The following is a 19,992-nucleotide window of genomic DNA, read 5'->3' as shown; positions in this document are numbered from 1 at the left end:
CCAACAGGTCTTCACCATGCAGCCCAACCAGTTCACTTCAGGCGATGTCATCGCCGACCGCCGTGCCGACTATGCCAAGATGCTCGACGAAAGCGGCGAGCCGGATGCGGCCGCCGAACTCATGGAACAGGCGCTGGAGCTGGTGCCGCGCTGGGCGGCCGGCTGGTATCGGCTGGGGGGCTACCGCGAGAAGGCAGGCAACAAGGTGGGCGCGATCGAGGCCTACAGGCAGACCTTAGAAGCAAGCCCGGTCGATATTTTCGGCGCCGAGCTTAAGCTAGCTCTGCTCGGCGATGTCGAGACGCCGAACCAGCCACCAAGCTGCTACGTCGAACGCCTCTTCGACGACTATGCCGATCGCTTCGAGACGTCGCTGATTGAGAAACTGGATTACAGCGTACCAGCCAAGCTTGCGGCACTCGTTGCGACGACCGGCAGGAGCTATGCGCTGGCCGTGGACCTTGGTTGCGGCACCGGCCTGCTGGGGCCGGAAATCCGTGAACGCGTTGCGCGCCTCGAGGGGTTTGACCTATCTCAGAACATGCTTGCCAAGGCCGCCGAGAAGCACGTCTACGATCATCTGGCACAAGCCGACCTGTCGCTGCCTCCTGAGGCGACGGGCCTCTTTGCCGAGGGCACGATGCATCGTGCCGCCCTCGTCACCGCCGCTGACGTTTTGATGTATCTCGGCAATCTCGAGAGTGTGTTCGAGGCTGTTTCAGCACTTGCTTTGCCGGGTGCCGATTTCGCTTTTTCCGTCGAGGACGCGGGCGAGGGGGATGGTTTCCACCTCGCGCAGTCATTGCGCTACACCCATTCCGAAAGCTACGTCCGCGCGCTCTGCGCCCACCTTGGCTTTGGGGTCGTCGCCGTCAGCAAGACGGCCATTCGCAAAGATGGCGCAAACATCATTTCAGGCATTCTGTTCCTTACGCGCAAGGCGGCATAGCGGAACGATTCTTGCGAAGTGATAATAGGTCAGCATTACTTACGTATTTCGCTTGATTGCACTGCAAAAACCACTGATAATGCTGGCTAATTCACTAGGAATGTCCTCAGGAGTTTGAGGCGTCCGACATCATTCATCAAGCACGTTTCGTCACGCTCGGGTCTTGCTCGGGCGCATTTGAACATGTCTGCCGTTTGGGGATCAAAAACAATGGCACAACTTTTCAACGCCCTCGGCTTCTGGAATACCAGCGCCAGCCGCCATACCCCGATCGAAGACGTTCAGGGGATTTTCTCTGGCAGCCTCGTTGCGGCGCTCGGGCTTTATGTTCTGGCCAGCGCCGGTCTGCTGACCGGCAGCACCGCCGGTATAGCGTTCCTGCTGCATTACGCCTTCGGAGTAAACTTCGGCCTCGCCTTCTTCCTGCTCAACCTGCCGTTCTTTTATCTCTCATGGACGCGGCTTGGCGTGGCCTTCACGATCAAGACCTTCATCGCCATCGGCCTGACATCTCTGATGACCAGCCTGCAGCCGAAGGTCATGGACATTTCCGCCATCCATCCGGCCTGGGCGGCGCTTCTCGGCGGGCTGTTGCTGGGCTTCGGCCTTCTGGCGCTCTATCGCCACCGTGCCAGCCTCGGCGGAGTCGGCATTCTCGGCATCTACATGCAGGAGCGCTTCGGCATCCGTGCCGGCCTCGTGCAGATGGCGATTGACCTCTGCGTGCTGGCCGCCGCCTTCTTCGTCGCCACACCGCCGGTGGTCTTCTATTCCGTGCTCGGCGCGGTGGTGCTCAACCTCTTCGTGGCTATCAACCACCGCGCCGATCGCTATATCGCGCTGTAAATACACTCCCTCTCCCCGTACCACGGGGAGAGGGGCTGCGATTGTCACGCAGCCTGCGCAGGCTTGTCGATCGGGTGCTGCGAGCGGAAGCCGACGGCGAGCCGGTTCCAGATATTGATCGTGCCGATGGCGACCGTGATTTTGGTGATCTCTTCTTCGGTGAAGTGGGCCTTCAGGGCTTCGAAATCGGCGTCCGGCGCGCCGGTTTCGGCGATGCGGGTGACGGCATCGACCCAGCCGAGCAGGGCGCGTTCCCTGGCGTCGTAGACCGGGGATTCCCGCCAGACGCACATCAGGTTGATCCACTGTTCGCTAAGCCCGTCGTGCCGGGCTTCCTTGACATGCATGTCGACGCAATAGGCGCAGCCATTGATCTGCGAGGCGCGCAGCTTGATCAGGTGGATGAAGCGGCGCTCGAGGCCAGATCCCTGAACATACTGCTCCAGTGCGGCGACAGCCTTGTACGCGTCCGGCGATGCCTTAGCGAAGTTGAAACGTGCTTGCATGATTCATTCTCCTTTGGTTTCGGGCTCAGCGAGCCGTTCTGCGTTCATTCATTTCAAGGAAGGCGCAGCCGCGGGCGGCGATCCCGCCGTCATCATCAGCAGCAAGCTGCGCCAGGATGTCGGCGATGCTGGTCTTGGCAAGTTCGGCGCGGTAGGCGCGCTCGGCCTTCAACATTGCCGCGCTGATCTGGCATGGTTTCGTGAAATAGCGTCCCGGCAGCTGGTTCGGTCCGCGCTGGCGGATCTCACTGCAACGGAACGCCGGCTCCGGCCCTTCGACCGCAATGACGATGTCGAGGAGGCTGATCTCTTCCGTCAGCTTCGCCAGCCGATACCCGCCCCTCGGTCCCGGAACCGTGTTCACGATGCCGGCGCCGGAGAGTGCCTGCAGATGCTTCAGAAGATAGCTGGTCGAGACGCCGTGGAATTCGGCCAGTGCGGCGGCTGAAAGCACGCCACCGTCTGACAGGCCGGCCAGCATCGCAACGCTGTGTATCGCCTGCTCGACACCATCACCCAGTTTCATCGGACATCTCCTCAATTCATGGATAAAAAATATCCATGATTTTTGGGTGTGTCAAGCGGCTATATGTGAAGGATCAAATGGAGGCCTGTTTTGTGGGTGCGGGGTTGTGAAGCGGCAAGGATTCGCTAAAGTTGTCTCTGTTGGGCAAAAACAATTCCAATAAGGGAACAGCAATGAGAAAGACCATTTTCCTGGCGGCCGCTGCCTTGCTTGCGGCGACGCACCTCGCCTCCGCCGAGGACACGATCCGCATCGCAACCGAGGGTGCCTATCCTCCCTTCAACTACGTCGAATCCGACGGCAGCCTGAAGGGCCTCGACGTCGACATGGCCAATGCGCTCTGTGAGGAGATGAAGGCCAAGTGCACGATCGTCGCGCAAGATTGGGACGGCATCATCCCGGGGCTTCTGGCCAAGAAGTATGATGCCATCATCGCGTCGATGAGCATTACCGACGAGCGCAAGAAGCAGATCGACTTCACGAACAAGTACTACACGACGCCGCTTGCGATCGCCGTGCCGAAGGATAGTCCGCTCAAGGGCGTCACGGTCGACGACATGAAGGGCAAGGTCGTCGGCGCGCAGGCTTCGACCACGCAGGCCGACTATGCCAACGACGTCTACGCCAAGGGTGGCGCTGAAGCGAAGATGTATCCGACGCAGGACGAAGCCGTGGCCGACCTCCAGAACGGCCGTATGGACGCGCTGATCTCCGACAAGTTCGTGGTGGTCGACTGGCTGAACAAGGCAGGCAAGGATTGCTGCAAGCTGCTCGGCGATGTCCCTGGCACGGAAACGCAGGCTGGCATCGGCATCCGCCAGGGCGAAACCGAGCTGAAGGAGCGCTTCAACAAGGCGATCGACGCGCTCGTCGCCAATGGGAAGTATCAGCAGATCACCAAGAAGTACTTCCCCTTCGACATCTATTGATCGCTCGTCGATCCAATCGCGCGGAGGCCGAAAGCCTCCGCGCCCTTTGACCAAGTCCATCCGATGAAAACAGATATTCTCGTTCTTGGTGCCGGCATTGTCGGCGTCGGCGCGGCCATTCATTTGCAGGATCGCGGCCGCTCCGTCGTGCTTGCCGATCGCGGCGAGCCGGGTGGTGGCACCAGCTACGGTAATGCCGGGCTGATCGAGCGTTCCTCCGTCGTCCCCTACGCCTTCCCGCGGCAGCTCGGCGCCATTGCCAAGTATGCGCTGAACGGCTCGTCGGATGTCCGTTACGATCCGACCTACCTTCCGCGCATCGCCGCATGGCTGGCGCGCTACTGGTGGCATTCCTCGCCGACCAATCTGGAGAAGGCGACGCGGGCGTTGCTGCCGTTGATCGAAGCCAGCGTCACCGAGCACGACAAGCTGATTGGCCGGGCCGGCGCATCGGACCTCATCCGTGCACGCGGCTGGGTGTCGTTCTACAGGAACCCGCGGCGTTTCGAGGCCGCGCGTGCGGAGGCCGAAAGCCTCTCCGCTCATGGTCTGGCTATCCGCATTCTCGACGCCCGCGAGTTTCTGGCGCTGGAACCCGCTTTCTCCGCGAGCGGCCGCATCGCCGGCGGCGTCCACTGGCTCGACCCGAAGACCGTGACCGACCCACAGGCGCTGACGGCGGCCTATGCAAACCTCTTCACGACTGCTGGCGGCAAGATTGTTCGCGCCGACGCATCCGCTCTGCGCGAGGAGAAGAGTGGCTGGTCGATTGCCACCGCCGATGGCGAGATCATCGAAGCAGGCGAGGTTGTCGTCGCCCTCGGACCGCAATCCGGTCTGATCTTCCGCAAGCTCGGCTATTCCTTGCCGCTGGCGGTCAAGCGCGGCTACCACCGGCATTATGCGCAGCGGGAGGGCCAGCCGCTCGATCATTCCGTGGTCGACGAGGAAGCCGGCTACGTGCTGGCGCCGATGGCGCGCGGCATCCGGCTGACGACGGGCATCGAATTCGCCGCGCCCGATGCGCCGCCGAATACCATCCAACTCCGCCGCGATGAGAAACATGCCCGCGCGCTGTTTCCGCTCGGCGAGCCGGTAGAGGCGACGCCCTGGCTGGGTCTGCGTCCCTGTCTGCCTGACATGCGCCCGGTGATCGGCCCGGCGCCGCGCCATCGCGGCCTTTGGTTCAATTTCGGCCACGCCCATCACGGCCTGACGCTTGGCCCGGCATGTGGCCGGCTGCTGGCCGAGCAGATGGCAGGCAACGACACTTTCGCCGATCCCAAGCCCTTCCATCCGCATCGCTTTCTCTAGTTCGCGGGCCCGCCATTCTATTTCGGTTCCCGGTGCACTACCTTTAGCGCCGTGGACCAGATCGATTCCGAAGCCCGCGTTGTCCTGCCTCCGCCTTTCACCCGCTGGTTCGCGGACAAGGGATGGCGCCCGCGCGCCCATCAGCTGGAATTGTTGGCCCGCGCCGAGGCGGGCGAAAGCACACTGCTGATCGCGCCGACCGGCGCCGGCAAGACGCTCGCCGGCTTCCTGCCGTCGCTGACCGATCTGACCCGCCGCGGCAGGATTCCGCCGGGCTCCGCCTTCACAGGCATTCATACGCTCTACATCTCGCCACTGAAGGCGCTTGCCGTCGATATCGAGCGGAACCTGATGAAACCGGTGGAAGAAATGGGTTTGCCGGTGACGGTCGAGAACCGCACCGGTGACACACCTGTTGCCAAACGCCAGCGCCAGAAGCTGAATCCGCCCGATATTCTGCTGACCACCCCGGAGCAGGTGGCCCTGCTGCTCGCAAATCGCGAGGCGGAGCGCTTCTTCAAGGATCTCAAATACATCGTCTTCGACGAATTGCATTCGCTCGTTACCTCGAAGCGCGGCCACATGCTCTCGCTCGGCCTTGCCCGCCTGCGCCGGCTGGCGCCCGCCTTGCAGACGATCGGCCTTTCGGCCACCGTCTCCGACCCGATGGACCTGCAGAAATGGCTGGTCGCGCAGCGGGAAGGCGAGGATCACCACGCCGGATTGGTCATCGTCGAAGGCGGCGCCAAGCCTGACATTTCGATCCTGTCGACCGAGGAGCACATCCCCTGGTCGGGCCATTCGGCGAAATACGCGATCCCCGACGTCTACAAGCAACTTCTCGACCACCGCACGACGCTGCTCTTCGTCAACACCCGGTCGCAGGCCGAGATGCTGTTTCAGGAACTCTGGACTGTCAACGAGGAGAACCTGCCGATCGCGCTGCATCACGGCTCGCTCGATGTCGGGCAGCGACGCAAGGTGGAGGTCGCGATGGCGGCAAACCGTCTGCGCGCTGTCGTTGCTACCTCTACGCTCGACCTCGGCATCGATTGGGGCGATGTCGATCTCGTCGTCCATGTCGGCGCGCCGAAGGGCGCCTCGCGGCTTGCCCAGCGCATCGGCCGCGCCAACCACCGCATGGACGAGCCCTCGAAGGCGATCCTCGTGCCCGCCAATCGCTTCGAGGTGATGGAATGTCAGGCAGCACTCGACGCGAACTATATCGGCGCGCAGGATACGCCGCCGGTCGGGAAGGGCGCGCTCGATGCGCTGGCGCAGCATGTGCTCGGCATGGCCTGCGCCGAACCCTTCGACATGCTGGAACTCTACGACGAGATATCAAGCGCCTCGCCATACGCCGATCTCTCCTGGGAGACCTACGAGCGCGTCGTCGATTTCGTCGCAACGGGCGGCTACGCGTTGCGTACCTATGAGCGCTACGCCCGGATCCGCAAGACCAAGGAGGGACGTTGGCGTGTTTCCAATCCGCAGGTCGCGCAGCAATACCGGCTGAATCTCGGCACCATCGTCGAGAGTCCGATGCTCAATCTGCGCATGGTCAAACGCGGCGAAGGCGGCCGGATCGGTCGCGGTGGCGCGACGCTGGGCAAGGTCGAGGAATATTTCCTCGAGCAGCTCTCACCCGGTGACACCTTCATCTTCGCCGGCAAGGTGCTCCGCTTCGAGGGCATCCGCGAGAACGAGGCGCTCGCCTCGCAGGCCTTCTCGATGGATCCGAAGATCCCATCCTATGCCGGCGGCAAGTTTCCTCTTTCCACCTATCTGGCGGACCAGGTGCGCTCGATGATCGCCGATCCCGATCGCTGGCGCCGCCTGCCGGAGCAGGTGCGCGACTGGCTGGCGATCCAGCAGGAAAAGTCGATGCTGCCGAAGCGCGACGAACTGCTGATCGAAACCTTCCCACGCGGCAGCCGCTGCTACATGGTCATTTATCCCTTCGAGGGGCGGCTGGCGCACCAGACGCTCGGCATGCTGTTGACGCGGCGGCTCGAGCGGGCCGGCGCCAAGCCCCTCGGCTTCGTCGCGACGGACTATTCGCTCGGTATCTGGGGCTTCGAAGACATGGGGCTGATGATCCGCAACGGCCGGCTCAGCCTCGCTGATCTCTTCGACGAGGACATGCTGGGCGACGATCTCGAAAGCTGGCTCGCGGAATCCTTCCTTTTGAAGCGCACCTTCCGCAACTGCGCCGTGATTGCAGGCTTGATCGAGCGCCGTCACCCGGGCAAGGAAAAAACCGGGCGACAGGTCACGGTCTCGGCCGATCTGATCTATGATGTGCTCAGAACCCACGAGCCGGATCACATCCTCCTGCAAGCGACGCGGCAGGATGCGGCAACCGGGCTTTTGGATATCTCCCGGCTTGGCGATATGCTCAGGCGAATCAAGGGCCACATCACGCATCGTGCGCTCGACCACATCTCGCCGCTGGCGGTGCCGGTCATGCTGGAGATCGGCAAGGAGCCGGTGCATGGCGAGGCCCACGATGCGGTGCTGGCGGAAGCCGCAGATGACTTGATTGCGGAAGCGATGGCGTGAAGACGATTTAACGGCGAAAGCCGGCGTGACACTGGGTTTGCGTTTGGATCCTCGGGCAATCGAACAAAAGGAACCGACGGCAACACGCCGCCCGCACACTGGAAAGATACGAGACGTGATGAACCGCTTGGCGCTCGCGCGTGAACTGAACGGACTGGCCGCGCTACCGGGCGTCGAGACCTCCGTGCATGGCGTCGCCGCTGTTTGCGATCCGCTCGGCGCGCTCTACATGCCCGATGCCGGCATTCTCGTCGTTTCCGATTTGCATCTCGAGAAGGGCGCGGCGTTCGCCCGCCGCGGCATGATGTTGCCGCCCTACGACACGCTGGCAACACTGACCGTGCTTTCGGCCGTCATCACCCGCTACGACCCGAAGCTGGTGGTGTCGCTCGGCGATAGTTTCCACGACCGCGTCGGCTCGGCGCATCTGCCCGAGGCATTCCGCAGCCTGATTGCCGAAATGGCGCGCGGTCGCGAATGGATCTGGATCAACGGCAACCACGATCCGGATGGCACAGTCGACCTGCCGGGCACATCTGCCGATGAAATGCATTATGGCGGCCTGACCTTCCGCCACGAGCCGAAAGGCGGCCTGCAGAAAGGCGAGATCGCGGGACACCTGCATCCAGCCGCAACCGTGCGGCGCCGCGAAAAATCGGTCCGCCGCCCGTGCTTTGCCACCGACGGCGCCCGCTTGCTGATGCCTGCATTCGGCGTCATGACCGGCGGCCTCGACCTTCGCCACAAGGCGATGAGAGGTCTGTTCGATCACACCGCGCTGATTGCCCATCTCCTCGGGCGTGATCGGATCTACTCCGTCAGATTTTGCAACCTCGTGGGCTAAACACCCATAGGCTGCCGGCCGTCTTCACCTCAGTCACCGAAATAGTAGAGAGGCTGGCGCGTCAGCTCGCCGCGGCCGAGATGGCCGTACACATCGTTTCCCAGGATCCAGAACGAAATCGCCTGGGTCTTCAGGCTGAAGATATAGTCGCCGGAGATCCAGTGCTCCGCCTTGCTGCCAGAAAGCGCATAGAGATAGTCGCCAACCTCATACATGACGGCTTGGTGCGAGCTGTAGTCGTATAAGTAGCGCTCGGCCATCTATTCTCCTGATTCTATGTCAGAAGGAATCCCACGATAAGTCTTATAGTGTCAAACAATACTGTCGCTATGTGCCGATCAACCCAATTTTTCTCGTACTGGGCTGTTACATACGACTTTTACTAGGTTTCAGTTCGCTCCGAAGAGTTTAGTTGCATTCCTGCAGCTGCCGCTGATAGGTCACTGCCATGTTGTTGAACCGCTGCGCCGTCTTCTGCAATTGCGCATTCGAGCGCCAGTCGCCGCGCATATAGCCTTTCGGGCCGGAATAGTAGGCGAGGTAGAGGTTGTAGGCATCGTTCAGCGGGATGCCCGTCAACTGGCTGTTTTGTGAATGGTACCAGCCGATGAAGTCGATCGCATCGGCGAAGTTGGTGCGGCGCGCCGCCCAGCTGCCGGTGGCGGATTGATAGTGATCCCAGGTGCCGTCGAGCGCCTGCGAATAGCCGTAGGCGGTGGATGGGCGCGTCCAGGGAATAAAGCCGAACAGCTTGGTGCGCGGCGGTCGCGCATAAGGCTGGAAGCCGGACTCGGTGTACATAGTCGCCATCAGGATCGGAACCGGAACCCCATATTTGCGCTCGGTCTTTTCCGCCGCGTGCTGCCAGCTCGTGAAAAGCCCGTCGCGCTGGTCGAAAACGGCGCAGATGTTTCGGGTCTGTTTGGGAGCCGTCGCGCAGCCGGCAACAAGTGCCAGAAGCACGAGAACGGGGAGGGCACGGATACGCATTACAAGGAACCTCTCGTTTCCGAGAGATTACTAACTCGTAAATATTAACGAGCGGTTTTTAGTCGATGCGAGTTGCCGCAGCAAATGGCGACAGGGGCCAGTCCATTTATGAGAGCAGCTTTTCCATCCGGAAATTGGCCAGCGTCTGTCCGCGCTTCTCGACGCTTTGTCGTGCCAACACGACGAAACCTCGCCGTTCGAAGAAGGGCCTGGCCGTCAGGCTTGCTTCGGTAGAGATGCGTTTGAGGCCGAGTTTCTGAGCTTCTGCCTCTATCCTTTGCAGCAGCGTACTCGCCGCACCGATCCCTTGATGGTCGGGGTGAACGAACATCATGTCCAGATGCCCGTCGGGCTCCAGGTCGGCAAAGCCAATCGGCAAATCCTGCACTTCGGCAATCCAGGTTGGCCGGCTTGCCCGGCGCTCCGTCCAGACCTGTCGGTCGTCTACCCTAGCCCAGGCTTCGATCTGCGCCGGCGTGTAGTCCCGGGATGCAACCTCGCGGATCGCGCGGAGGAAAATCTCCGCCGCATTATCGCAGTCTGCCGGCACATAGCGTCGCAAGGTTAGCATGGTCGCAAGCATCCGTTTCGCTGGCTGGATGATCTACACTCTTTGGGAAATGCTGTAACGCGATTCAGGTTGCCAAATTGCTTGGTACGGAGGACACAGCGCAGTCCCTGTGTCCCTTGCGTGTGGCCCGAAGGCATCTATTGTCGACTAATGCCTGAGCGGTTGGGAGTATGTGATGTCGGCAGTGCCTTTCTCGAAAATTTCGACGCCGCTCAATGCGCTGCTCGCTGCAATCGGTCTCTTGGTCGTTGCCGCGTTGACGACGCAGGGCCTTGCTGAACAGGAGAGGCTCGCCTTTGAGCTGCTACTTGCGGCAATTTGGCTGGCCTATGTCCTTCAATTGAGCGGCACATTGCTTTCACGGCGACACCGCCTGTCGGACGGGATGCTGGCCCTTTTGATTGATTTGCTCGCGGTTCTGGTTCCAGCTGCTGCATTCTTGTTCGTCGGGTCCCGTGATCGAAACCTCTTTTGCGCCATTTGGCTTCTCAAGCCATTGCGGGATTCGACCTTCTTCAGGCTGCTGGCAAAGGTGGTCGCGAACGAATCGCGCAATCTGCTTGGTGTGACGTCGGTGTTCGGTATCGTTCTCTTTGGCGCCGCGCTGGCCGGTTACGTCATCGAGCGAGATGTCCAGCCGGATAAGTTCGGCAGCATCCCGCAGGCGATGTGGTGGGCGGTCGTGACGCTGTCGACGACCGGCTATGGCGACGAGATCCCGCAGAGCCTCGCAGGTCGAGTTCTTGCCGGATTGGTGATGATGAGCGGGATCGGCATTTTTGCGCTTTGGGCCGGCATCCTCGCCACCGGCTTCTACGAAGAGGTTCGCCGCCAGGACTTCGTTCGCAACTGGCAATTGGTCGCCGCCGTACCCCTGTTCCAGAAGCTTGGCTCCGCGGCACTGATCGAGATCGTTCGGGCGTTGCGACCGCGCATTGTCCCCGCCGGTGCTGTGATCTGTCGCAAGGGCGATGTTGGCGATCAGATGTTTTTCATCGTTGAGGGGCGGGTCAGCGTGGCGACACCCGACCGTCCGGTGGAACTCGGTGCCGGAAGCTTTTTCGGCGAGATGGCGCTCATCAGTGGCGAACCGCGCTCAGCGACGGTCAGCGCAGCAACGGAGGTGTCGCTGCTGTCGCTCTACGCGGTGGACTTCCAGATGCTGTCGAGCAGTAGTCCGGAGATCGCGGAGACCATCCGCAAGACGGCGCTGGAGCGACGGGGCGGGATGCCGAAGGATTGATTCAAGCCTGGGGGATGGCTGCGGCTTGCCGCAGCCGGCGGCGTTACGCCGTGGCCGGCTCATAGCGCAGGATAACTGCGCCGGCCGCGGTCGTCGCGCTGTCGAGTAGCTTCAGTGGAAGCCGCTGCTTGGCCGGTTTGAAATGCGGATTGCCGCCGCCGAGGATGATAGGCACAAGGCAGATGCGGATTTCATCCACCAGTCCTTCCTTCAGGAGTGAATCCGCCAGTTCGGCGCTGCCGAAAATGAAGATCGACTTGCCGGTTTCGGCCTTCAGCTTCTTGAGTTCCGAGACGGGTTCACTCACGACGCGGGTATTGTTCCAGTCGGCTGTCGTCATCGACCTCGAGACGGCTATCTTGGCAATGCCGTTCATATAGGTCTTGATCTTCTCGCCTTCCTCGTCCGTGGCCGTCGGCCAATAGGCGGCCATACCCTCATATGTCTTGCGGCCGAAGATGAGCAGGTCGCCCTCTTCGCCAAGACGCTCGGAGTACTGTTGCAGTTCGGGACCCCAGACAAGAGTGTGAAAATCGATATCCCAAGGCTTCGTGCCTTCGAAATAGCCGTCAAGCGTCATCAGATTCCAAACGATAAGCTTTCTCATCCCTTCGTCCTCTCTCGAAACTGATTGCAATTAGCAACTGGTTGAAAGCTAGATCGACCGGTGGCAAAATGCAAGCAGTTTCTTGGAAGGTGCTAATGGACGACGCTCACCGCTCCGGCTGCCCGATCAATCTGACGCTCGAGGTTCTCGGCGATCGCTGGAGCCTGATTGTCATCCGCGACATCATGTTCGGCAATCGACGCCATTTCCGCGAACTGCTGCAGAATTCGGAGGAGAGGATTGCCTCGAACATTCTGGCCGATCGCTTGCGTCGCTTGGTCGACAGAGGATTGCTGACCCGTGAGGACGATCCAAGCCATAAGCAGAAGGCAATCTACAGTCTGACCGAAATGGCGATCCAGCTGGTGCCGATCTTCGCGCATATGGGGGCCTGGGGCAGACGACATCTCCCAGTTTCCGAGGAGCTTTCCATCCGGGCCGAGCTTCTGGAGACCGGAGGTGCAGAGCTCTGGGACGCTTTCATGGACGAGTTGCGCGCCAAGCATCTAGGCAAGAAGCTGGCCGCTGGAACGCCGTCCGTGCTCGCACGCCTGACCGAAGCCTATCTCGATGTCGTGGCCCGCAAGGTGAAATCGGCCTGACTAATCCTTGCGGAACACCACGCTGGCGCCCCAGCCGGTGATCAGCGCCAGGAAGACAGAGAGCAGGCCGTAGGCGATCGGCTGCGCGTGCGCCGCGTCGGTAATCATTTGCTCGATCCCGGTCTTGATAACGCGCAGCGGAACCGACTTCTCAGTGACGAAGCTACCACTCTTGAAGAGATAGGCGCGTACGGTGTGCACCCCGTTCGGAATGTTTGCCGGTAGTCGCAGACTTGCCTTGAAGAGGCTGGAACTGACGAAACGCACACCGCTCGGGTCGCGATCGTAGAGCCCCCCGTTTTCCTGCAGCCGGCGAAAGGCCTGCCGAAACTCGCCGAGATTGCTGGCATTGCCGACGAAGCCGACCGGTGTCAGCGGAATATGGTCGATTCCGATCCCCATATCCGTCAGGTCGAGCGGCGTGGTGATATCATCCAGCATGCGCGAACTCGACATCGAATAGGAGTGTGGCACAGCCTCGAAGGTCATCGAGCGCGTATTGACCCAAATGCCGAACACGCGCTCCTTCCGGCGCACTGTCGCATTTTCCCGTGGCCCCTCAAGAACAACGACCACATCATACTGGCCGATCGCCAAAAGCAGGCTGTCGGTGTTGGTCACGGCTCCAAAGATCGTCAGATCCGCGCCGCGGAAATCCGAGGTGATGGCGATTTCGCTGGTGGATGTACCGATCTCAAGCCCTTCGGCGGTCGCTTGTGTAGCCTGGCCCGGGAGCAGCATCTGCGCGGTCGCGATACCAGGTAGCATCGTGGCGCAGAACAGCAGAGCGGCGAGGAAGCGGCGCATCAATTAGCTCCCATGACCACGGAATAGACATCCGCCGGCGTTACGACGAGCGCAATGGCAAGGCGAAGGCCAACGGCGAGTACGAGAAGCCCGAGCAGCGCACGCAGTTGCTCGCCGCGCAGCTTCTGTCCCACACGCACGCCATATTGTGCGCCGACCACGCCGGCAATCATCAGGATGAACGCGAGCACGATATCGACCGAGAAGTTGGTGGCGGCTTGTACGACCGTTGTATAGGCGGTCACGAAGATGATCTGGAACAGCGATGTACCAACAACCACGTTCGTCGGGATGCGCAGGAGATAGATCATCGCCGGCACCATGATGAAGCCGCCGCCGACGCCCATGACCGACGTCAGGATGCCGATGCCGAAGCCAAGGGCAACGACAGGGATCACGCTCAGGAAGATCTTCGACTTCTTGAACCGCATCTTGAGCGGTAGCTTGTGCACCCAATGATGATGGCCGGGGCGTCGTGGTGTCGGCGGCACGTTCTTCGCCGCTCGGCGCATGGCATTGATGCTTTCGAGCAGCATGAGCCCGCCAACCATGCCGAGAAAGATGACGTATAGCAGCGAGATGATAAGATCGAGCTGGCCGATTTGCCTGAGCAGCGAGAAGATCCAGATGCCGACCGTCGCGCCGGTCAGACCGCCGATGAGCAGCACGGTTCCGAGTTTCACGTCGAGCGTTCCGCGCCGGAAATGCGTGATGGCACCCGATATGGAGGAGGCGACAACCTGGTTGGCGCCGGTGGCGACGGCGACGACCGGTGGGATGTTGTAGAAGATCAGCAGCGGCGTGATCAGGAAGCCGCCGCCGACACCGAACATTCCGGAGAGAAAGCCGACGGCTGCCCCCATGCCGAGAATGATGAAGATGTTCACCGACAATTCTGCGATAGGCAGATAGATTGTCACAGCAGACCCCGATCTATGAACTGCCCCCGCAGGCAGGCGTTCCTACATCCCGTTCGAATGGCGCATCATACGGTGAAATCGTTGCCAGAGGATTTCGATACGCGACGTAATCCGCTCGATAGTGTGATCACTCTCGAATATTCAGGCTTTTTTTGGGTTTTATGACAGACCTTTAGAGAGGTGAGCCCGATCCATCGTTATGCTTGATCCGTTGCAGTTGAACGTGACGCACCTGCCAACTAGGGTCGACACGGCATGATCCGGGGGATTCGCGTGAAGGCAGGATTGGTTCGTTGGTTGTTGGCTGCTTCGGTCTTGCAGCCGATCGCAGCAAGGGCGGAATGGCAACCGGTTGAACAGGTGCAGACATATGCGGTGACCGGCAGTTCCGGTGCGGCGCTCTACGATTCCATCGGCGAGCACGGTCCCGAGCTTGGCGGCGGTCGCGCGGTGGCGCATACGACGTTTAAGCTGACTTGGACCAGAAAATACGAGCGCCGGGGAAACGCCTGCGTACTTGCCGTGGCGCGGCCGAAGCTGATTATCACCTATACACTGCCGAAGCCCGCCACAAAGCTTCCCACGGCCACGCAGGCAAGCTGGGCGACTTTCATTGCCGGAATTGAAACGCATGAGCGGGTGCACGGCGACTATATCAAGGAAATGGTCAGGGACATCGAGGCGATGAGCATCGGTTTTTCCGCCGACGATGACCCTGACTGTAGCAAGATCCGGGTCGAACTCACGAAGCGGCTTGGCGAACTTTCCGCGCGACAGCGACAGCAGGGGCGCGATTTCGACAAGCTGGAGATGAGCGAGGGTGGCAATATCCGCCGTCTCGTCCTGCAGCTGGTGAACGGCCCCTGAGGGCCGTTCGAACCTAGGCCGGATTAGCCCAAGGCGGCAGCAGCGACCGGAGCCAGGTGCGGCCAGACTTCCAGGGTGCCGCGATAGATCATGTTCAGCGCCACATAGATGATGATGGCCAGACCAAGATAAGCGATCCAGTGGTAGCGGTTGAGCAGGCGTGCGATGAAGTTCGCCGCGATCCCCATCATGGCGATCGACAGGATCAGGCCGATGACAAGGATCGTCGGGTGCTCGCGGGCGGCCCCTGCGACGGCAAGCACGTTGTCGAGCGACATCGACACGTCGGCGATGACGATCTGGCTGGCTGCCTGGAAGAAGGTCTTCTTCGGTGCCGCCGCGCCGCCCTCGGCACCATCTGCTTCGCCGCTGCTGCCGTTGCGCAGATCGCGCCACATCTTCCAGCAGACCCAGAGCAGGAGAATACCACCGGCCAGCAGCAGGCCGATGATCTCGAGAAGCTGGACGGTGACGCTGGCAAGCGCGATGCGCAGCACGGTGGCAGCAAGAATACCGACGAGAATCGCCTTCTTGCGCTGGTCGGCCGGCAGCCCGGCCGCGGCAAGGCCGATGACTACGGCGTTGTCGCCGGCGAGCACGAGGTCGATGAGAACGACCTGCAGAAGTGCCAGCAAGCCGGCCGAAGTGAAGATTTCCATGATGTGACAATCCCTGACATATGCAAAACGCCCCCCGGCGTGCTGACAACGCATAAATGATCGCTGATCGGCTGATCAAGTGGCGTGGGCGCATTGTGGAAAAGTTCTGCCGGCCGTTGCAGTTCCGTCCAGCCGACAAACGCCCTTCATTTTCCTGACTTAAGCTTCTTTGCACGGGCCGGGATTGGCCATGACGCGGCGAACGTGCTAGCGAGAGCCGCAAAACGCCCCGGCCCGCATGGTCGAGGGGCATAGCAACGCTTTCGGACTCCACGCAGACATGATTCGCATCGAGAATATCAGCAAGCAAAACAGCCACCGGATCCTCTTTATCGAGGCCTCCGCAGCCCTCAACAAAGGCGAGAAGATTGGTCTCGTCGGCCCGAACGGCGCCGGCAAGACGACGCTCTTTCGCATGATCACGGGGCAGGAGCAGCCCGACGAAGGCCAAGTCGCCGCCGAAAAGGGTGTGACGATCGGCTATTTCAATCAGGATGTCGGCGAGATGGAGGGCCGCAGCGCCGTGGCCGAGGTCATGGAAGGCGCCGGCCCCGTCAGCGTCGTCGCAGCGGAGCTGCGTGAGCTCGAAGCGGAAATGATCGACCCCGACAAGCTCGACAAGATGGACCGGATCATCGAGCGCTACGGCGAAGTCCAGGCGCGCTACGAGGAGCTAGACGGCTATGCGCTCGAGGGCCGTGCGCGCGAAGTTTTGGCCGGCCTGAGCTTCACGCAGGAAATGATGGATGGCGATGTCGGTGCGCTGTCGGGCGGCTGGAAGATGCGCGTGGCACTCGCGCGCATTCTGCTGATGCGCCCTGATGTCATGCTGCTCGACGAACCGAGCAACCACTTGGACCTCGAGAGCCTGATCTGGCTGGAAGATTTCCTGAAGACCTACGACGGCGCGTTGCTGATGACCTCGCACGACCGCGAGTTCATGAACCGCATCGTCGGCAAGATCATCGAGATCGACGCCGGCTCGCTGAACAGCTACTCCGGCGATTACGGGTTCTACGAGCAGCAGCGGGCGCAGAACGAGAAGCAGCAGCAGGCGCAGTTCGAGCGCCAGCAGGCGATGCTTGCCAAGGAAATCAAGTTCATCGAGCGCTTCAAGGCGCGCGCCTCGCACGCCTCGCAGGTGCAGAGCCGCGTGAAAAAACTTGAGAAAATCGACCGGGTCGAGCCGCCGAAGCGCCGCCAAACCGTCGCCTTCGACTTCCTGCCGGCACCACGCTCCGGCGAAGACGTGATCAACCTCAAGAATGTTCACAAGAAGTACGGCAGCCGGACCATCTACGAAGGTCTGGACTTCATGGTCCGCCGCAAGGAACGCTGGTGCATCATGGGCATCAACGGCGCCGGCAAGTCGACCCTGCTGAAGCTGGTGGCTGGCTCCACCGAACCGGATCAGGGCAGCGTCGCTCTCGGCGCCAGCGTCAAGATGGGCTATTTTGCGCAGCATGCGATGGATCTGCTCGACGGCGAGCGGACGGTGCTGGAATGGCTGGAAGATTCCTTCCCGCAGGCGGGGCAGGCCCCGCTGCGCGCACTTGCCGGATGCTTCGGCTTCTCCGGCGACGACGTCGAAAAGAAGTGCCGCGTGTTGTCGGGTGGCGAAAAAGCGCGGCTGGTCATGGCCAAGATGCTCTTCGATCCGCCGAACTTGCTCGTCCTCGACGAGCCGACCAACCATCTGGATCTCGATACCAAGGAAATGCTGATCAAGGCGCTGTCGCAATATGAGGGCACGATGCTGTTCGTCTCGCACGACCGGCATTTCCTCGCGGCGCTCTCCAACCGCGTGCTGGAGCTGACCCCTGACGGCATCCATCAGTATGGCGGTGGCTATACGGAATACGTCGAGCGCACCGGTTACGAGGCACCCGGCCTGCAGGGCTGAGAAGAACGTCGCGACCGCCGGCCTGTGCGTTCGATACAAAGCAGATGCCTCGCCGGGATGCCGTCCTTTGAGGTCGGCCCGGCTATCCCTCGCCGCCTCGGCCAAGCGGCGCTCCAGATCACGGTATTCCGCCGTGAATGATCTGGCGCCGGTCCTCGTTGGCGCGTAAGGCGGGAATAGAGGTGATAGCCGGAATCGCGCTGTGCCGTCGCCAGCTTGCCCGGCATGCGCGGCCGCGGCAGCAGGCGGGGATGGCCGCCGCCTTTTGCGGGCCGATTTACCGTAACGTACTTCCGATTTGCGTTTCTCAGGCATTCACTCCCCAAAGCGCATCAGGATCGGAGGAATGCCATCATGAGGTTCATCGCTTTACTGTGCACATTGCTGCTCGCGGGCCCCGCGCTTTCTGCGGACAAGGCGATGCGGCAGACATTTGACCAGGAAATAGAGCGCAAGGCGGTCCAGGCCGTCGTATGGGGAATACCGGCAGTCAACTACGATCTGATGCGGCAGGAAATGCTTGCCAAGACACCAGGGAAGGTCGGACAGGTCATCTACTGGGGGCGTCCGCTGGATTGGAGAAACCAGACGCTGACGCCCAATCCCGACGCCCTGTACTTCATGGTTTTCTTCAGCACGAAGGATGGCCCTGTCGTTCTCGATCTGCCACCGGCCGGGGAAAAGGCCTCCTTCAACGGCAACATCGTTACCGCATGGCAGTTGCCGCTCGAGGATGCCGGCCTGCTTGGATACGACAAGGGCAAGGGCGGCAAGTTCGTCGTCCTGCCTCCAGGCTACAAGGAAAAGCTGCCGGACGGGTTCATTCCACTGCAGTCCGAAGTCTACGGCGGCTACATGCTGTTTCGTTCGAACCTCGCAAGCCATGACGATGCCGATGTCCAGGCCTCCATCGACTACGGAAGGAAGCTTAGGGTCTATCCCCTGTCGACCGCAGGCAATCCGTCGGAGACCGTCTTCTCCGACGTCAAGGATACCGTGTTCGACTCCACGATCAGATGGGACGAGAGCTTTTTCGACAATCTGAATCGTGTCATCCAGGAAGAACCCTGGATCGCCCGCGACCGCGTGATGATCGACCAGCTGAAGTCCCTCGGAATCGAGAAGGGCAAACCATTTGAGCCGGATCAGCACACGAAATCCTTGCTGACCAAGGGCATCAAGGAGGCCGAGACGCTGCTGGAGGCAAAATACGATGCCGGCCTGCCGCCATTCTTTACCGAAAAGAGCCGATGGACTTTCCCGGCCTATCCGGATCTTATCACCGCCGCGCAATCCAACTTCGATGCGCCGGACGCCTATCCGGTCGACCATCGCGGCGTCGCTTACAGCTACGCCTATATCGGCATCAAGAGGCTGGGGGCCGGCCAATTCTATTCGATCTCGATCCGCGACAAGAACGGCGACGCCTTCGACGGCAGCGGGACCTATCACCTGAATATACCCGCCGATGTTCCCGTTCAGCAGTATTGGTCGGTGACGGCCTATGACCGGCAGACGCACGCGCTGATCAAGAATGTCGCGCGTGCAAGCCGCTCATCGCAGATTCCCGATCTAGTGAAGAACAGCGATGGTTCTGTCGATCTCTACTTTGGTCCCAAGGCCCCGAAGGGCAAGGACGCCAACTGGGTGCCGACCGATCCGAAGCGGTCGTTCGAACTGATGTTCCGCGCCTATGGTCCGACGAAGGAGTTCTTCGACAAGAAATGGATTCTACCCGATGTGGTCAAAATCACCACGCGCTAGGTGGAGAAAGGTGGCTTGCCTCTTATGTCAAGGAAGGGAATAGCAAGCGAAGAGCGAAAGGACTCGCGCAATGGCCAAGAACACGATCTGCCTGTGGTACGACAAGGACGCCGAGGCTGCAGCCCGGTTCTACGCCGAAACTTTTCCCGACAGCGCGGTGGGTGCCGTCATCCGTGCGCCCGGAGATTATCCCGACGGCAAGCAGGGAGATGTGCTGGTGGTCGAGTTCACCGTTGCCGGCATTCCCTGTATCGGCCTGAACGGAGGGCCTGTGTTCAAGCACAACGAAGCCTTCTCGTTTCAGATCGCCACCGACAACCAGGAGGAAACCGACCGCTATTGGAACGCAATCGTCGGCAACGGCGGCCAGGAAAGCGAGTGCGGCTGGTGCAAGGACAGATGGGGCCTGTCCTGGCAGATCACCCCACGGGTGCTGACCGAAGCGCTGGCGATCGGCGGTGACGAGGCAAAGCGCGCCTTCGATGCGATGATGACCATGAGGAAGATCGACGTCGCGGCGATCGAAGCGGCGCGGCGCGGCTAGTCCATAGTATAATTCGCGCAGACCTCTGGCAGCTGCGAG

At 61.0% G+C, this 19,992-nt stretch carries 21 protein-coding genes; 12 read left to right on the top strand and 9 right to left on the bottom strand.

The window, feature by feature from the left end; all coding sequences use genetic code 11:
• Window positions 1-16 precede the first annotated feature (16 nt).
• The gene (locus ATY79_RS11775; RefSeq protein ID WP_088691499.1) at window positions 17-949 is read left to right on the top strand and encodes a methyltransferase domain-containing protein; all 933 of its coding nucleotides are present in this window, start codon (window positions 17-19) and stop codon (window positions 947-949) included.
• A 210-nt stretch (window positions 950-1,159) separates the two neighbouring features.
• Window positions 1,160-1,795, top strand: a complete 636-nt coding sequence (locus ATY79_RS11770) for a YitT family protein (protein WP_088691284.1) — start codon at window positions 1,160-1,162, stop codon at window positions 1,793-1,795.
• Between the two features lie 44 nt (window positions 1,796-1,839).
• Here the strand turns inward: ATY79_RS11770 and ATY79_RS11765 are convergent, their stop codons facing one another.
• A complete protein-coding gene (locus tag ATY79_RS11765; RefSeq protein WP_088691285.1) occupies window positions 1,840-2,301 on the bottom strand; it encodes a carboxymuconolactone decarboxylase family protein in 462 nt (153 codons plus the stop codon).
• A gap of 25 nt (window positions 2,302-2,326) precedes the next feature.
• Window positions 2,327-2,827, bottom strand: a complete 501-nt coding sequence (locus ATY79_RS11760; protein WP_088691286.1) for an Rrf2 family transcriptional regulator — start codon at window positions 2,825-2,827, stop codon at window positions 2,327-2,329.
• Between the two features lie 173 nt (window positions 2,828-3,000).
• Between ATY79_RS11760 and ATY79_RS11755 the strand changes: the two genes are divergently transcribed.
• From ATY79_RS11755 to pdeM, 4 genes are all read left to right on the top strand, one after another.
• Window positions 3,001-3,756 (top strand): ABC transporter substrate-binding protein, encoded by a 756-nt coding sequence (locus tag ATY79_RS11755; RefSeq protein WP_088691287.1) that lies wholly within the window; start codon window positions 3,001-3,003, stop codon window positions 3,754-3,756.
• A 63-nt stretch (window positions 3,757-3,819) separates the two neighbouring features.
• Entirely contained in the window at window positions 3,820-5,070 is a 1,251-nt protein-coding gene (locus tag ATY79_RS11750) for an FAD-dependent oxidoreductase (RefSeq protein ID WP_088691288.1), read from the top strand.
• Between the two features lie 51 nt (window positions 5,071-5,121).
• Entirely contained in the window at window positions 5,122-7,632 is a 2,511-nt protein-coding gene (locus ATY79_RS11745; RefSeq protein WP_088691289.1) for a ligase-associated DNA damage response DEXH box helicase, read from the top strand.
• A gap of 118 nt (window positions 7,633-7,750) precedes the next feature.
• Entirely contained in the window at window positions 7,751-8,476 is a 726-nt protein-coding gene (gene pdeM, locus ATY79_RS11740; protein ID WP_088691290.1) for a ligase-associated DNA damage response endonuclease PdeM, read from the top strand.
• 29 nt (window positions 8,477-8,505) lie between these two features.
• Here the strand turns inward: pdeM and ATY79_RS11735 are convergent, their stop codons facing one another.
• The 3 genes from ATY79_RS11735 to ATY79_RS11725 form a co-directional block, all read right to left on the bottom strand.
• Window positions 8,506-8,736, bottom strand: coding sequence for a hypothetical protein (locus ATY79_RS11735; protein WP_088691291.1), 231 nt, complete (start codon window positions 8,734-8,736; stop codon window positions 8,506-8,508).
• Between the two features lie 148 nt (window positions 8,737-8,884).
• Complete coding sequence (locus ATY79_RS11730) at window positions 8,885-9,466, bottom strand: transglycosylase SLT domain-containing protein (protein WP_088691292.1); 582 nt, start codon at window positions 9,464-9,466, stop codon at window positions 8,885-8,887.
• Window positions 9,467-9,572: 106 nt separating this feature from the next.
• Window positions 9,573-10,037, bottom strand: coding sequence for a GNAT family N-acetyltransferase (locus ATY79_RS11725; RefSeq protein WP_088703977.1), 465 nt, complete (start codon window positions 10,035-10,037; stop codon window positions 9,573-9,575).
• 175 nt (window positions 10,038-10,212) lie between these two features.
• On the opposite strand from ATY79_RS11725, the gene ATY79_RS11720 reads away from it, so the two are divergent.
• Complete coding sequence (locus ATY79_RS11720) at window positions 10,213-11,280, top strand: cyclic nucleotide-gated ion channel (RefSeq protein ID WP_088691294.1); 1,068 nt, start codon at window positions 10,213-10,215, stop codon at window positions 11,278-11,280.
• 43 nt (window positions 11,281-11,323) lie between these two features.
• Here ATY79_RS11720 and ATY79_RS11715 read toward each other — a convergent pair whose 3' ends face one another.
• Window positions 11,324-11,887, bottom strand: coding sequence for a dihydrofolate reductase family protein (locus ATY79_RS11715; protein ID WP_088691295.1), 564 nt, complete (start codon window positions 11,885-11,887; stop codon window positions 11,324-11,326).
• A gap of 95 nt (window positions 11,888-11,982) precedes the next feature.
• Between ATY79_RS11715 and ATY79_RS11710 the strand changes: the two genes are divergently transcribed.
• Complete coding sequence (locus ATY79_RS11710) at window positions 11,983-12,489, top strand: helix-turn-helix domain-containing protein (protein ID WP_088691296.1); 507 nt, start codon at window positions 11,983-11,985, stop codon at window positions 12,487-12,489.
• Here the strand turns inward: ATY79_RS11710 and ATY79_RS11705 are convergent, their stop codons facing one another.
• Window positions 12,490-13,296, bottom strand: coding sequence for a TIGR02186 family protein (locus tag ATY79_RS11705; protein ID WP_088691297.1), 807 nt, complete (start codon window positions 13,294-13,296; stop codon window positions 12,490-12,492).
• Window positions 13,296-14,216 (bottom strand): sulfite exporter TauE/SafE family protein, encoded by a 921-nt coding sequence (locus ATY79_RS11700; protein WP_088691298.1) that lies wholly within the window; start codon window positions 14,214-14,216, stop codon window positions 13,296-13,298. Before ATY79_RS11700 ends, ATY79_RS11705 begins: the two co-directional genes overlap by 1 nt.
• 255 nt (window positions 14,217-14,471) lie before the next feature.
• On the opposite strand from ATY79_RS11700, the gene ATY79_RS11695 reads away from it, so the two are divergent.
• Window positions 14,472-15,083, top strand: a complete 612-nt coding sequence (locus ATY79_RS11695; RefSeq protein ID WP_088691299.1) for a DUF922 domain-containing protein — start codon at window positions 14,472-14,474, stop codon at window positions 15,081-15,083.
• Between the two features lie 23 nt (window positions 15,084-15,106).
• On the opposite strand, the gene ATY79_RS11690 is transcribed toward ATY79_RS11695, so the two are convergent.
• The gene (locus ATY79_RS11690) at window positions 15,107-15,742 is read right to left on the bottom strand and encodes a TerC family protein (protein WP_088691300.1); all 636 of its coding nucleotides are present in this window, start codon (window positions 15,740-15,742) and stop codon (window positions 15,107-15,109) included.
• Window positions 15,743-16,022: 280 nt separating this feature from the next.
• Here ATY79_RS11690 and ATY79_RS11685 point away from each other — a divergent pair, with 280 nt between their 5' ends.
• The 3 genes from ATY79_RS11685 to ATY79_RS11675 all read left to right on the top strand — a co-directional run bounded on the left by ATY79_RS11685 (window position 16,023) and on the right by ATY79_RS11675 (window position 19,953).
• Window positions 16,023-17,645 carry an ABC-F family ATP-binding cassette domain-containing protein gene (locus tag ATY79_RS11685; RefSeq protein ID WP_088691500.1) on the top strand — a complete coding sequence of 541 codons (1,623 nt, stop codon included), beginning with the start codon at window positions 16,023-16,025 and terminating at the stop codon, window positions 17,643-17,645.
• A gap of 354 nt (window positions 17,646-17,999) precedes the next feature.
• Window positions 18,000-19,409 carry a DUF1254 domain-containing protein gene (locus ATY79_RS11680; RefSeq protein ID WP_088691301.1) on the top strand — a complete coding sequence of 470 codons (1,410 nt, stop codon included), beginning with the start codon at window positions 18,000-18,002 and terminating at the stop codon, window positions 19,407-19,409.
• 70 nt (window positions 19,410-19,479) lie between these two features.
• Complete coding sequence (locus ATY79_RS11675) at window positions 19,480-19,953, top strand: VOC family protein (RefSeq protein ID WP_088691302.1); 474 nt, start codon at window positions 19,480-19,482, stop codon at window positions 19,951-19,953.
• Window positions 19,954-19,992 lie beyond the last annotated feature (39 nt).

This window comes from Rhizobium sp. R693 (assembly GCF_002211315.1).
Taxonomy (GTDB): domain Bacteria; phylum Pseudomonadota; class Alphaproteobacteria; order Rhizobiales; family Rhizobiaceae; genus Rhizobium.
Note: the sequence above shows the minus strand (reverse complement) of the source record. Positions and strands in the feature narration are given on the sequence as shown.